Origin of the sequence: Lysobacter capsici (assembly GCF_014779555.2) — a bacterium.
GTDB lineage: Bacteria > Pseudomonadota > Gammaproteobacteria > Xanthomonadales > Xanthomonadaceae > Lysobacter > Lysobacter capsici.
This window is the reverse complement of the sequence record NZ_CP094357.1, coordinates 1,513,502-1,526,480: the sequence shown is the minus strand read 5'-3', so window position 1 is coordinate 1,526,480 and position 12,979 is coordinate 1,513,502. Positions and strand designations below refer to the sequence as shown.

Genomic DNA, 12,979 nt, shown 5'->3' with positions numbered 1-12,979 from the left:
ACGAGCAAAGGCGACCCCACATGTCTTATTCGTGGAAATGCCGGGCAAAGCAGGCGCCGCGATCAACTCACGGACGCACGCCGCCTTACTGCATATACCAGCCATGGCTGACCACGAAACTCTGCCCCGTCAGCGCCGCACTCGGGAACTCAGCCAGGAACCGCACCGTCTGCGCCACGTCCTCGACCGTGGTGAACACACCGTCGACCGTATTGCCGAGCATGACCTTCTTGATCACCTCGTCCTCGCTGATGCCCAGCTCCTTCGCCTGTTCGGGAATCTGCTTGTCGACCAGCGGCGTGCGCACGAAGCCCGGGCACACCACATGGCTGCGCACGTTGTGCTTGGCGCCTTCCTTGGCGAGCACGCGCGACAGGCCGAGCAGGCCGTGCTTGGCGGTGACGTAGGCCGACTTCAGCGGCGAGGCCTCGTGCGAATGCACCGAGCCCATGTAGATCACCGTGCCGCCCTTGTCGCCCTTGTACATATGCGGCAACGCCGCCTTGGTGGTCAGGAACGCGCCGTCGAGATGGATCGCGAGCATCTTCTTCCAATCGGCGAAGGCGTAGTTCTCGATCGGGTTGACGATCTGGATGCCGGCGTTGGACACCAGGATGTCGATGCCGCCGAGCTCGGCGACCACCCGCTCGATGCCGGCGTTGACCGCGGCTTCGTCGGTGACGTCCATCGCCACGCCGATGGCGCGGCCGCCGTTGCCGACGATTTCGTCGGCCACCGCCTGGGCCCCGGCCTGGTTGAGGTCGGCGATCGCGATCGCGGCGCCGGCGCGGGCCAGCTCGTGGGCGATTTCCTTGCCGATGCCGCTGGCGGCTCCGGTGACGACGGCGACTTTGCCTTGGATCGAGCTCATGCGGAGGAACTCCTGGAATGCGATGCGGGAAGGACAGACGGGAAGAAAACGTGGCCCATGCGGGCGAACCGGCGGCCATTGTCGCCGCCCGGTGTTATCGCGGCGTGGCGGCGGATGCACCGCAGTGTCCCGTTGCGGGACGCGGCTGAGCTATCGGACTTTCGTACGCGGTCAATGATTGACCGGCCATGCCTGCGCTTGCTCTGCTTGTGCTCCCTCTCCCGCCCAGCGGGAGAGGGCTGGTGTGAGGGCCCGAGCGCTCAAGGCGGCTTCACGCCAGCTGTCGCCTGCCCTCATCCGGCCCTTCGGGCCACCTTCTCCCGCTCGGCGGGAGAAGGGCACGGCGCGGCGGGAGAAGGACGCGCTGGGACAAAGATGCGGCGAGAAGCGACGTTCGAGAACCTGGCTCGCCCCGGGCTCGCGGCCGCGGCGGGCAGAGCCGGCTTGCCTCAATCCTTCTTCTTGCCCTTCTTGTCCTTCTTCTTTTTCTTGTCCTTCTTCTTGTCCTTCTTCTTGTCTTTCTTCTTGGACTTCTTGTCCTTCTTGGGCTGCAGCATCGTGCCGGTGCAGTTTTCCGAGCCGCAGCGGCATTCCCAGATCTTCTTGAGTTCCTTGGTGTGCTTCTCGGCCAGGGTGATGCCGTAGTTGTACGACAGCTCCTCGCCCGCGGCGATGTCGCGGATCGCCTCGATGAACACCCGGTCCTTGCGGCGGTCGTCGCCGTCGTCCTCTTCCAGCACCGCTTCGCAGCTCGGCGAGCAGCTGTGGTTGATCCAGCGCGCCGAATTGCCTTCGTAGTTGGCGTCGATCACGAACTCGTCGTTGAGCGTGAACAGGAAGGTATGGCCCGAATCGGCGTCGCCGGTGTCGCCGGCATCGACCTCTTCGTGGCTGCGGCGGCGGCCCTTGTACTCGATGACGCGTTCGCCCTTGGCGATCGGGGCGACGGCGAATACACCGTTGCCGTGGATGGCGGAACGACGGGCGGCGATCTTGCGCGGCATGGGGATTCCCAACAATGACGAGCGCGCATTCTGACCTGCCGCGCCGGTCGCCGCTATCGTCGGCCGTCGCCTTTCTTCCGCGACCTGCTTCGATCGCCCGGCCATCGTCCGGCCACGGTCCGCAACGCGGCGCCCCGCCGCGGCCCGCGCCGGGGTCGTCGAGCCCGCGCTGAACACCCCGCTGAATTGGGCAAAACCGCCCGCTAGCCCGAGCCGGCATAAAAACGTACAATTTCGGTACGAATTCATCCCGAGCTTCCCCACGATGCTCCGCGTCACCAAACTCACCGATTACGCCACGGTCGTCCTGACCGTCCTGGCGGCCGGGCCCGATCGCGTGCTGAGCGCGTCGGAACTGGCCGAACGGGCGGGTCTGGAAGCGCCCACGGTCAGCAAGGTGCTCAAGCCGCTGGCCCAGGCCGGGCTGGTCGAAGGCTTCCGCGGCGCCAACGGCGGCTATCGCCTGGCCCGCGCCGCCGACGACATCGGCCTGATCGAGATCGTCGAGGCGATGGAAGGCCCGCTCGGCATGACCGAATGCAGCGTCCACGAAGGCCATTGCGGCCTGGAAAATCAGTGCGGCGTGCGCGCCAACTGGCGCCGCATCAACGACGTGGTCATCGAAGCGCTCAGCAACGTCACCTTGGCTCAAATGCTCGCTCCCACCGCATCCCTTCCTCACGACCCAGCCGCCAAGCGCATCGATCTGCGCCTGGCCGGCGCTTAGACAGTAGGCAGCCGCCATGGCCACCGACATCAAACCGACTCCCGCGCAGGCGGGCGACATCGCCAATAAAGAGATCCACGAGCAGCTGGGTCGCCGCTACGAAGCCGGTTTCATCACCGACATCGAGTCCGACAGCCTGCCGCCCGGCCTGGACGAGGACGTCATCCGCGCGCTCTCGGCCAAGAAGGACGAGCCGCAGTGGATGACCGACTGGCGTCTTGAGGCCTACCGCCATTGGCTGACCATGCCGATGCCGCACTGGGCCAAGCTCAATATCGCGCCGATCGATTTCCAGGCGCTGAGCTACTACAGCGCGCCCAAGGCCAAATACGCCTCGCTCGACGAAGTGCCGCAGGAACTGCTCGACACCTACGACAAGCTCGGCGTGCCGCTGCACGAGCGCGCGCGCCTGGCCGGTGTCGCGGTCGACGCGGTGTTCGACTCGGTCTCGGTCGGCACCACCTTCCGCAAGGAACTGGCCGAAAAGGGCGTGATCTTCTGCTCGATGTCCGAAGCGATCCGCGAGCAGCCCGAGCTGGTCAAGAAGTACCTCGGCAGCGTCGTGCCGACCGGCGACAACTTCTTCGCCGCGCTCAATTCGGCGGTGTTCTCCGACGGCAGCTTCGTGTTCATTCCCAAGGGCGTGCGCTGCCCGATGGAGCTGAGCACCTATTTCCGCATCAACGCCGGCCACACCGGTCAGTTCGAGCGCACCTTGATCATCTGCGAGGACAAGGCCTACGTCTCGTACCTGGAAGGCTGCACCGCGCCGATGCGCGACGAAAACCAGCTGCATGCGGCGGTGGTCGAGCTGGTCGCGCTGGAAGACGCCGAGATCAAGTATTCGACCGTGCAGAACTGGTACCCCGGCGACGAGAACGGCAAGGGCGGCATCTACAACTTCGTGACCAAGCGCGGCGAATGCCGCGGCGCGCGCAGCAAGATCAGCTGGACCCAGGTCGAGACCGGTTCGGCGATCACCTGGAAATACCCCAGCTGCGTGCTGCTCGGCGACGACTCGACCGGCGAGTTCTATTCGGTCGCGCTGACCCATCACCGTCAGCAGGCCGACACCGGCACCAAGATGATCCACGTCGGCAAGCGCACCAAGTCCAAGATCATCAGCAAGGGCATCAGCGCCGGCCGCGGCCAGAACACCTACCGCGGCCTGGTCAAGGTCGAGAAGAACGCCGCCGGCGCGCGCAACCACACCCAGTGCGACAGCCTGCTGATCGGCAAGAAGTGCGGTGCGCACACTTTCCCGTACATCGAGGTCAAGCACCCCGATGCGACGGTCGAGCACGAAGCGACCACGTCGAAGATCAGCGACGACCAGCTGTTCTACTGCCGCTCGCGCGGCATCGGCGAGGAAGACGCGGTGTCGATGATCGTCGACGGCTTCTGCAAGTCGGTGTTCCGCGAGCTGCCGATGGAGTTCGCGGTCGAAGCGAAAAAACTGCTGGAAGTCAGCCTGGAAGGGTCGGTCGGATGATGCGCGTACTCGCTGTGTGCTGCCTGGCCGCGTTGACGGCCGCCTGCTCCAAGACTCCGCAAACGCCGGCCGCGCAAGCGCCCGCCGCGTCCGTGCCCGCCCCGGCGGCCCAACCCGCCACGCCGGCCGAAACGCCCGCGCCGGCCACGCCGGCGGCGACGGTCGCGACGACGCAGTACGTGCTGCCGTTCACCAGCCAGGCCGAGGAAGGCGCGCCGGAGGATCCGCGTATCGTCCGCTGGGGCGAAGGCCCCTGCGGCGCGACCCCGTATGCGCGGGTGAGCGCGATTCCGCTCGAGGACAAATCGCTGCTGGCCGACTACGTGGTCGAATTCGACCAGGCCGGGCGCGAATTGCGCCGCTGGGGCAAACCCTACGAAGCCGACGTGATCGGCCTGGAAGGCCAGTGGCTGCGCGTGCGCGCGCGCGACAGCGAAGACAAATCGCACGAGTTCCGCATCGACGTGGCCGGCCGCATCGAATCCATCGCGGACAAGGCGCAGGCGCTGGCGGATCGCTCCAGGATGATCGACTGCCCGAAGCTGCCGACCTTCGCCGAATCCGATTACGAACAGTGCTACGACGTCACCGACGCGGCCGGCGCGCAGCGCCGCCTCGCCTACGAAGGCGTCTGCGCCTGAGCGCGAACCCGCGCGCGACCGCGCGGGTTTCGCCGCATCGACTCATTCCGAATTTCCGATGACCCATTCCATGCTCAAGATCGAAAACCTCCACGTCCAAGTCGCCGGCAAGGACATCCTCAAGGGCCTGTCGCTGGATCTGCAGCCCGGCCAGGTCCACGCCATCATGGGACCCAACGGCGCCGGCAAGTCCACCCTGGGCAACGTGCTGTCGGGCCGCGAAGGCTATGAGGTCACCCAGGGCACGGTCGAGTTCGAAGGCCGCGACCTGCTCGCGCTGGAACCCGAGGAACGCGCCGCCGCCGGCGTGTTCCTGGCGTTCCAGTACCCGGTCGAAATTCCGGGCGTGAACAACACCTATTTCCTGCGCACCGCGCTCAACGCCCAGCGCAAGGCGCGCGGCGAAGCCGAGCTCGATTCGATGCAGTTCCTCAAGCTGGTGCGCGAGAAACTCGCCGTGCTGCATCTGAAGGACGAACTGCTGCATCGCGGCGTCAACGAAGGCTTCAGCGGCGGCGAGAAGAAGCGCAACGAGATCTTCCAGCTCGCGCTGCTTGAACCGAAGCTGGCGATCCTCGACGAAACCGATTCGGGCTTGGACATCGACGCGCTCAAGGCGGTCGCCCACGGCGTCAACACGCTGCGGTCGCCCGATCGTGCGTTCCTGGTGATCACCCACTATCAGCGCCTGCTCGATTACATCAAGCCCGACGTGGTGCATGTGCTCGCCGACGGCCGCATCGTCGAGACCGGTGGCCCGGAGCTGGCGCTGGAACTGGAAGCGCACGGCTACGAATGGCTCAAGGACCGCGTCGCACCGGAGCATTCGGCGTGATGCGCGACCAACGGTTCCGGGAGCGCGCCCGATGAGCGCCCTGCTCGACGCATTCGTCTCGGCCTTCGACGCGCTGCCCGTGCGCGAATCGGCCGGCCTGGGCGCGACCCGCCGCGCCGCGCTCGACGCGGCCCTGCGCGACGGCCTGCCCGGCCCGCGCACCGAGGCCTGGAAATACACCCCGCTGCGCGCGCTGGAGCGCCGCGCCTTCGTCGCCGCCGACGCCGCCCCGGCCGCGTTCGACAGCGCCGCGATCGCCGGCATCCCGGCGCCGCGCATCGTCTTCCACAACGGCCGCTACGACGCCGCGCAGTCCGATCTGGCCGGCTTGCCGTCCGGCGTGTCGCTGCAGCCGCTGTCGCGGGTGCTCGCGCAAGGCGACGTGCGCGAAGCCAATTTCCTGGCCCGCCGCTACGAGCGCGCCGATGAAGTGTTCGCCCGGCTCAACGCCGCGCTCGCCGACGAAGGCGCGGTGCTGCGCGTGGACGCGGGCGCGCAGGCGCAAGTGCCGGTGCATCTGGTGTTCGTCGGCAGCCCGGCCGCGGGCGACCGCGCCTGGCACCTGCGCCACCTGATCGAGCTGCGCGAAGGCGCCGGCCTGACCGTGGTCGAGCATCAGCTCGCCGCCGACAGCCACACCCATCTGAGCAACAGCCTGACCCACGTGCATCTCGCGCCTAACGCGAACTTGTCGCACGCGCGGGTGCAGGACGAAGCGCTGGGCGCGACCGTGATCGCGCGCACCGACGCGGTGCTCGCGGGCAACGCGCGCTATCGCCGCATCGACCTGGAACTGGGCGCGGCGCTGTCGCGTCACGAACTCAACGCCGCGCTGCACGGCGAAGCCGCGCAGGTCCACGCCAACGGCGTGCTGCTGGCGACCGGTCGCCGTCACCTCGACACCCGACTGGGCATCGATCACGTTGGCCGCGACACCCAGTGCGAACTGATTTGGCGCGGCCTCGGCGCCGGCCGTTCGCGCGCCGCGTTCCACGGCGGCATCCTGATCCGCGAAGGCGCCGACGGCAGCAACGCCATGCTGTCGAACAAGAACCTGCTGCTCAGCGAAGGCGCCGAGATCGACACCCAGCCGGTGCTCGAGATCCACGCCGACGAAGTGCAGGCCGCGCACGGCGCGACCGTCGGCCAGCTCGACGCCAACGCGCTGTTCTACTTGCGCTCGCGCGGCGTGCCGGCCGAACAGGCGCGCGCCCTGCTGACCACCGCGTTCTGTCGCGAGACCTTGTCGTTGTTCGAAGACGACAGCGCGCGGGCGATGCTGGAAGTGCGCTTGAATCTGGCGCTGGAACGATTGATTTAAGAGCGAGGAAAACAGTGCGCAGGAGTGAGGAAACAGTACAGCGGCTCGACGACGGTTGAGCCAGACGCTGTTACTCGTTTCTCACTTTTCTCCACTCGTTTCTCTCCCCACCAAGGTCCGATCAATGAACGCCGTCCCCACCCCTACCGACTGGGCCGCGGTACGCGCCGACTTCCCGGTGCTCACCCGCGAAGTCCACGGCAAGCCGCTGATCTATTTCGATTCGGCCAACACCGGGCAGAAACCCGAGGCGGTGATCGCCGCTGTCGACGATTTCTATCGCCGCCATAACGCCAACGTCAGCCGCGCGGTCCATGCGCTAGGCTCGGAAGCGACCGAGCTGTACGAAAGCGCGCGCGGCAAGCTCGCCCACTTCCTCAATGTGCGCGGCGACGAGTTGGTGCTGTGCAGCGGCACCACCTTCGCGATCAATCTGGTCGCCTATTCGTGGGCGCTGCCGCGGCTCAAGGCCGGCGATGCGATCGTGCTCACGCGCATGGAGCACCACGCCAACATCGTGCCGTGGCAACTGGTCGCCCAGCGCACCGGCGCGGTGATCAAGGTCGCCGAGATCGACGAACGCGGCCAGCTCGATCTGGATCAGCTGTATTCGCTGCTCACCCCCGAGGTGAAACTGCTGGCGCTGACCCACGTCTCCAACGTGCTCGGCACGGTCAACCCGGTGCGCGAGATCTGCCGCGAAGCGCGCAAGCGCGGCATTGTCACCCTGATCGACGGCTCGCAGGCGGCGCCGCACCGGCCGCTCGACATCGCCGCGATCGGCTGCGATTTCTACGCGATCACCGGCCACAAGATGAGCGGCCCGACCGGCACCGGCGCGCTGTGGGCGCGGCGCGAACACCTCGACGCGATGCCGCCGTTCATCGGCGGCGGCGAGATGATCAAGGAAGTGCGGTTCGAAGGCACCGTGTTCGCCGACGGCCCGCGCCGCTTCGAGGCCGGCACCCCGAACATCGCCGGTTTCGCCGGGCTCGGCGCCGCGGTCGATTATCTGTCGGCGCTGGGCATGGCCAACATCGAAGCGCGCGAACAGGCCTTGCTGAGCCGCTTCACGCAGGCCTTGAAGCAAGTGCCGGGCCTGCGTATTTTCGGCGAGGCCGCCGACAAGGCCGCGGTGGTGAGCTTCCTGGTCGAAGGCGCGCACGCGCACGACCTGGCCACGCTGCTCGACCTGGAGGGCGTCGCGATCCGCTCCGGCCATCACTGCGCGCACCCGCTGATGCAACACTTCGGCGTGCCGGCGACCTGCCGCGCCTCGCTGGCCTACTACAACACGTTCGAAGAGATCGACGCCTTCGTGACGGCCCTGACCAAAGTACGCAAACTACTCGCATGACCGACGACACCATCAAGTTCCGCGCCGCCACCCTCGCCGACACCGACGCGGTGGTCGCGCTGGTCGAATCGGCGTATCGCGGCGATTCCGGCCGCCGCGGCTGGACCACCGAGGCCGACATTCTCGACGGCCGCCGCACCGGCCCGGACGAAATCGAAAGCGTGCTGGGCAAGGCGCAAGGCATGATCCTGATCGCCGAGCGCGCCGACGCGCCGGGCGAACTGCTGGCCTGCGCGCATATCGCGGTCGAGGACGACGGCAGCGGCTACTTCGGCATGTTCTCGGTCAACCCGACCCTGCAGGGCGGCGGCATCGGCAAGCGCGTGCTGGCCGAAGCCGAGCGCGTCGCGCGCGAGCAATGGAACCTGAGCCTGATCCGCATGAGCGTGATCAACGTGCGCGAGGAACTGATCGAGTTCTACGTGCGCCGCGGTTACGAACGGACCGGCCGATTCGAGCCGTTCCCCTACGGCGACGCGCGCTTCGGCCTGCCCAAGCGCGACGATCTGAGTTTCGAAATCCTGGAAAAGAAGCTTTGAGGGCCGGGATTGGGGATTCGGGATTCGGGATTGGCGAAACCGATGCCCCCGCTCTTGCCAGTCCTGCATTCCACATCCCGAATTCCGCATAGAGATTGCCGCCATGGGCGATTGGATTTTCGTCTGCGCCACTTCGCAACTGCTGCCGGGCGAATCCACCGTCGCCTGGGACGGCGACACCGCGATCTTCGTCTGCAATTACGACGGCGATTACTACGCGCTGGAAGACCGCTGCTCGCACGAGGACTTCGAATTGTCCTCGGGCACCTTCGACAGCGAGGAAGCGACGATCGAATGCGTGCTGCACGGCGCGCGTTTCGACGTGCGCGACGGCCGCCCGCTGTGCGCGCCGGCCTACGAACCGGTGCCGAAGTTCCCGGTGAAGGTCGAAGACGGCGGGGTGTGGACCCGCGACGATCGCGAGTAGAACGCTACAGCGCGAACGCATCGTTCGCCTTCTTCCAGCGGCGCCGCTGCGCCGCCTGAAGCCCATCGTTCCCATACGCGCGGCGTTGGGCGCAAAGTTTTTTGTGGGCGGGGCTCCAGGCCCGACGTTCTTCTTTCAGATCACCACGTTGCTTCGTCCCGTGAGGCAAGAGGCAATGCGCGGCGAGCCGAGACGGAGGCCTCGGAACTAGCCCTTCCCACCGCCTCGCAGCTAAGGCGACGCTGACATCTGGCGGGATGCGGTGACGCCGCATTGCGAAGACGAATAGTCGGCCGGGCGAAACCTCATAAAGCATCAAGCAACACGAGCCATGGCACTCCCTTCTCCCGCAAAGCGGGAGAAGGTGCCCGAAGGGCGGATGAGGGCAAGCGCGACCAAATCGGCGAGGTCGATTCGCCTTTCACACCCTCACCCCAACCCCTCTCCCGCGCCGCGGGAGAGGGGCTCGTCAAACCGCGACCCAGCGCTCAATCAGCACCCCGTTTACGCACATTCATGCGACGAAAACGGTTACAGGCCGGCCTTCGCATTCACTTTTCGTTGCAAATGAGAATTCATCTCATTAAGATCGCGGCCTGACGCGGCCTTGCACCGCCCTTTTCCTGCCCCTCCCAGAGATTCCCATGTCGACCACGAAGTTCGTCGTGTCGCCGCTTGCCGGCGCGCTCGCTCTTGCCCTCACCCTGCCCGTGTTCGCCGCCCCCGCGCCGGACCCCCAGGCCAAGGACGTCGAAGGCGTCGAAGTCCACGGCCAGCGCATCCAGAAGGCCAGCAGCAGCAAGTACACCGCGAACCTGCGCGATACCCCGCAGACGATCACCGTGATCGACCGCAACACCATCGACGGCCAGAACCTGCTGTCGCTGACCGACATCCTCAGCACCCTGCCCGGCATTACCTTCGGCGCCGGCGAAGGCGGCGGCGGTTTCGGCGACAAGATCAACCTGCGCGGCTTCGACGCCAGCAGCGACATCACCGTCGACGGCGTGCGCGACAGCGGTCTGTACAGCCGCACCGATCCGTTCAATCTGGAATCGGTGGAAGTCATCAACGGCGCCAACTCGGTGTACTCCGGCGCGGGCTCGGTCGGCGGCACCATCAACCTAGTGACCAAGAACGCCGGCCTCAACGAATTCCACAAGGCCTCGATCGCCGCCGGCACCGACAGCTACGCGCGCGTCACCGCCGACAGCAACTTCGTGATCGGCGAAAGCTCCGCGCTGCGCCTGAACATCATGGGCCACCAGAACGACGTGCCGGGCCGCGATGTCGAAACCAACGAGCGCTGGGGCGCGGCCGCCTCGCTCGCGTTCGGCCTGGGCGGCGACACCACCTGGTCCTTGAACTACCTGCACCAGGAAGACCAGAACACCCCGCAGTACGGCCTGCCGTTCTTCAACGGCGACGGCTTGCCGGGCGTGGATCGCGGCAACTACTACGGCTACAGCAACATCGACAAGCAGGACATCGAGCTCGACTCGCTGACCTCGATCATCGAGCACTCGTTCAACGACAAGTTCAAGATCCGCAACCTGACCCGCTGGCAGCAGGTCGATCAGTTCTCGCTGGTCGACGCCGTGCAGGGCACCTGGTGCCTGGCCAACAACCGCACCCCGACCGGCGCCACCTGCGGCGCGACGCTGCCGGGCAACTACAGCCCGAGCGGCCCGCGCGGCTACGGTCGCGATACCCGCAACACCACGATTTACAACCAGACCGATCTGACCACCACGTTCAACACCGGCGCGATCGAACACAACCTGGTCGCGGGCTTCTCGATCCTGCACGAAACCTTCGACCTCGACGTCACCAGCGATTTCCGCAACCCCAACGGCACCAACCCGTACATCGCCGGGCTGCCGCAGATGAACATCGCCAACCCCGATCACATCTATCGCGGCCCGCTCAATCGCACCCTCACCGGCCGCACCGAGGGCGAGCTCGACAACCGCGCGCTGTACGTGTTCGACACGCTGAAGTTCAACGAACAGTGGCAGCTGAGCCTGGGCGCGCGCTACGAGCGCAACGAGGGCAAGACCAACAACGCCGTGGTCGTGCTCGCTCCGACCACGGTCGGCGGCGCGCTGCCGGCGCAGCCGATCGGCACCATCACCGGTTACGGGGTGCCGTTCAAGAGCAACGACGACCTGTTCTCCTACCGCGCCGGTCTGGTCTACAAGCCGGTCGAGAACGGCAGCATCTACATCGCCTACGGCAACTCCAAGACCCCGTCGAAGGCCTCGGTCAACGGCTCGTGCACCGCGCAGACCTGCTCGGTCGATCCGGAAACCGCGGTCAATTACGAAATCGGCACCAAGTGGGACTTCGCCGACGGCCGCATCGCGCTGACCGGCTCGGTGTTCCGCAACGACCGCAAGAACTACAAGGTCGCCGATCTCGACAACCCGGCCAACCTGTCCGGCCTGCAGCAGCTCGACGGCCAGGCGCGCGTCGACGGCGTGATGCTCGGCGTGTCCGGACTGATCACCGACCAATGGGCGGTCTACGCCAACTACGCCTTCCTCGACAGCGAAGTGCTGCAGGGCGTGTCGGACCGTCAGGCCGGCCTGGGCCTGGATTACACCAAGGGCGATCGCCTGACCCAGGTGCCGGAGCACTCCTTCAGCCTGTGGACCACCTACGACATCAGCCCGAAGTGGCAGATCGGCTACGGCGCGACCTACCAGGGCAAGATCTGGCTGACCCAGCACAGCGCGACCAACGTCAACGGCCCGCTGACCACCTACGGCAGCTACTGGACCCACCGCGCGATGGTCAACTACAAGATCAACCGTTCGGCTTCGCTGCAGCTCAACGTCAACAACCTGACCGATGAGGATTACTTCACCCGTATCCGCAACAACGGTTGGGCGACCCCGGGCGACGGCCGCCAGTTCGTGCTGAGCGCCAACTTCGCCTTCTAAGCGCTCGCATCGGTACGGCGCGCCAGCAGTGGCACGCCGCATCGGGTTCACGTTCTAATCGGACTTCCATCGTCCACGCGCGCCGCCCGGGCCCTCCCGGGCGGCCGCATTGAGGAAAACCATGCTGCTGCACGTTCCCAAGGTCCTCACCGCCGAACAGGTCGCCCATTGCCGGGCCCGCCTGGAGCAAGCCGGCTGGGCCGATGGACGCATCACCGCCGGCCATCAGTCGGCCAAGGCCAAGGACAACGCGCAGTTGCCGGAGAACGATCCGGTCGCGCGCGAACTGGGGCCGCTGATTCTCGACGCGCTGGCGAAGAACTCGACCTTCTTCTCCGCCGCGCTGCCGCAGCGGGTGTATCCGCCGCTGTTCAACCGCTACGCCGGCGGCCAGTCGTTCGGTTTCCATGTCGACAACGCGATCCGCTACGACCGCAGCCGCGGCGGCATGGACGCGGTGCGCACCGACCTGTCGGCGACTTTGTTCCTGAGCGCGCCGGACGAATACGACGGTGGCGAACTGATCATCGAAGACACCTACGGCACCCACAGCGTCAAGCTCGCCGCCGGCGATCTGGTGCTGTATCCGGGCACCAGCCTGCACAAGGTCACCCCGGTCACCCGCGGCACGCGCATCGCCTCGTTCTTCTGGATCCAGAGTCTGGTCAGCGAAGACGCGCAACGGCGGCTGATGTTCGAACTCGACATCTCGATCCGCCGCCTCACCGCCGACGTGCCCGATCATCCGGCGCTGGTGCAGTTGACCGGCGTCTATCACAACCTGCTGCGGCGCTGGAGTCAGCCGTGAATGCGATCGGCG

At 66.3% G+C, this 12,979-nt stretch carries 11 protein-coding genes and 1 pseudogene; 10 read left to right on the top strand and 2 right to left on the bottom strand.

Annotated features, from left to right (window positions below):
- Window positions 1-85: 85 nt before the first annotated feature.
- Window positions 86-871 (bottom strand): 3-hydroxybutyrate dehydrogenase, encoded by a 786-nt coding sequence (locus IEQ11_RS06210; RefSeq protein WP_046655840.1) that lies wholly within the window; start codon window positions 869-871, stop codon window positions 86-88.
- A gap of 539 nt (window positions 872-1,410) precedes the next feature.
- Window positions 1,411-1,875: pseudogene (locus IEQ11_RS06205) on the bottom strand (SET domain-containing protein); the annotation flags it as partial.
- Window positions 1,876-2,140: 265 nt separating this feature from the next.
- Here IEQ11_RS06205 and IEQ11_RS06200 point away from each other — a divergent pair.
- The 10 genes from IEQ11_RS06200 to IEQ11_RS06155 all read left to right on the top strand — a co-directional run bounded on the left by IEQ11_RS06200 (window position 2,141) and on the right by IEQ11_RS06155 (window position 12,967).
- Window positions 2,141-2,602, top strand: a complete 462-nt coding sequence (locus IEQ11_RS06200) for an SUF system Fe-S cluster assembly regulator (RefSeq protein ID WP_191822398.1) — start codon at window positions 2,141-2,143, stop codon at window positions 2,600-2,602.
- Between the two features lie 16 nt (window positions 2,603-2,618).
- The gene (gene sufB, locus IEQ11_RS06195) at window positions 2,619-4,094 is read left to right on the top strand and encodes a Fe-S cluster assembly protein SufB (protein WP_036110385.1); all 1,476 of its coding nucleotides are present in this window, start codon (window positions 2,619-2,621) and stop codon (window positions 4,092-4,094) included.
- Entirely contained in the window at window positions 4,094-4,735 is a 642-nt protein-coding gene (locus IEQ11_RS06190; RefSeq protein WP_191822397.1) for a hypothetical protein, read from the top strand. The genes sufB and IEQ11_RS06190 overlap by 1 nt, the downstream gene beginning before the upstream one ends.
- 70 nt (window positions 4,736-4,805) lie before the next feature.
- Entirely contained in the window at window positions 4,806-5,570 is a 765-nt protein-coding gene (gene sufC, locus IEQ11_RS06185) for a Fe-S cluster assembly ATPase SufC (RefSeq protein WP_036110478.1), read from the top strand.
- Between the two features lie 31 nt (window positions 5,571-5,601).
- The gene (gene sufD / locus IEQ11_RS06180; protein ID WP_191822396.1) at window positions 5,602-6,891 is read left to right on the top strand and encodes a Fe-S cluster assembly protein SufD; all 1,290 of its coding nucleotides are present in this window, start codon (window positions 5,602-5,604) and stop codon (window positions 6,889-6,891) included.
- A 124-nt stretch (window positions 6,892-7,015) separates the two neighbouring features.
- Window positions 7,016-8,248 (top strand): cysteine desulfurase, encoded by a 1,233-nt coding sequence (locus IEQ11_RS06175; protein ID WP_191822395.1) that lies wholly within the window; start codon window positions 7,016-7,018, stop codon window positions 8,246-8,248.
- Entirely contained in the window at window positions 8,245-8,787 is a 543-nt protein-coding gene (locus IEQ11_RS06170) for a GNAT family N-acetyltransferase (protein ID WP_096413861.1), read from the top strand. The genes IEQ11_RS06175 and IEQ11_RS06170 overlap by 4 nt, the downstream gene beginning before the upstream one ends.
- 103 nt (window positions 8,788-8,890) lie before the next feature.
- Window positions 8,891-9,214 carry a Rieske (2Fe-2S) protein gene (locus IEQ11_RS06165; RefSeq protein WP_036110399.1) on the top strand — a complete coding sequence of 108 codons (324 nt, stop codon included), beginning with the start codon at window positions 8,891-8,893 and terminating at the stop codon, window positions 9,212-9,214.
- Window positions 9,215-9,858: 644 nt separating this feature from the next.
- The gene (locus IEQ11_RS06160; RefSeq protein WP_191822394.1) at window positions 9,859-12,159 is read left to right on the top strand and encodes a TonB-dependent receptor; all 2,301 of its coding nucleotides are present in this window, start codon (window positions 9,859-9,861) and stop codon (window positions 12,157-12,159) included.
- 121 nt (window positions 12,160-12,280) lie between these two features.
- Window positions 12,281-12,967 carry a Fe2+-dependent dioxygenase gene (locus IEQ11_RS06155; protein ID WP_191822393.1) on the top strand — a complete coding sequence of 229 codons (687 nt, stop codon included), beginning with the start codon at window positions 12,281-12,283 and terminating at the stop codon, window positions 12,965-12,967.
- Window positions 12,968-12,979: the final 12 nt, after the last annotated feature.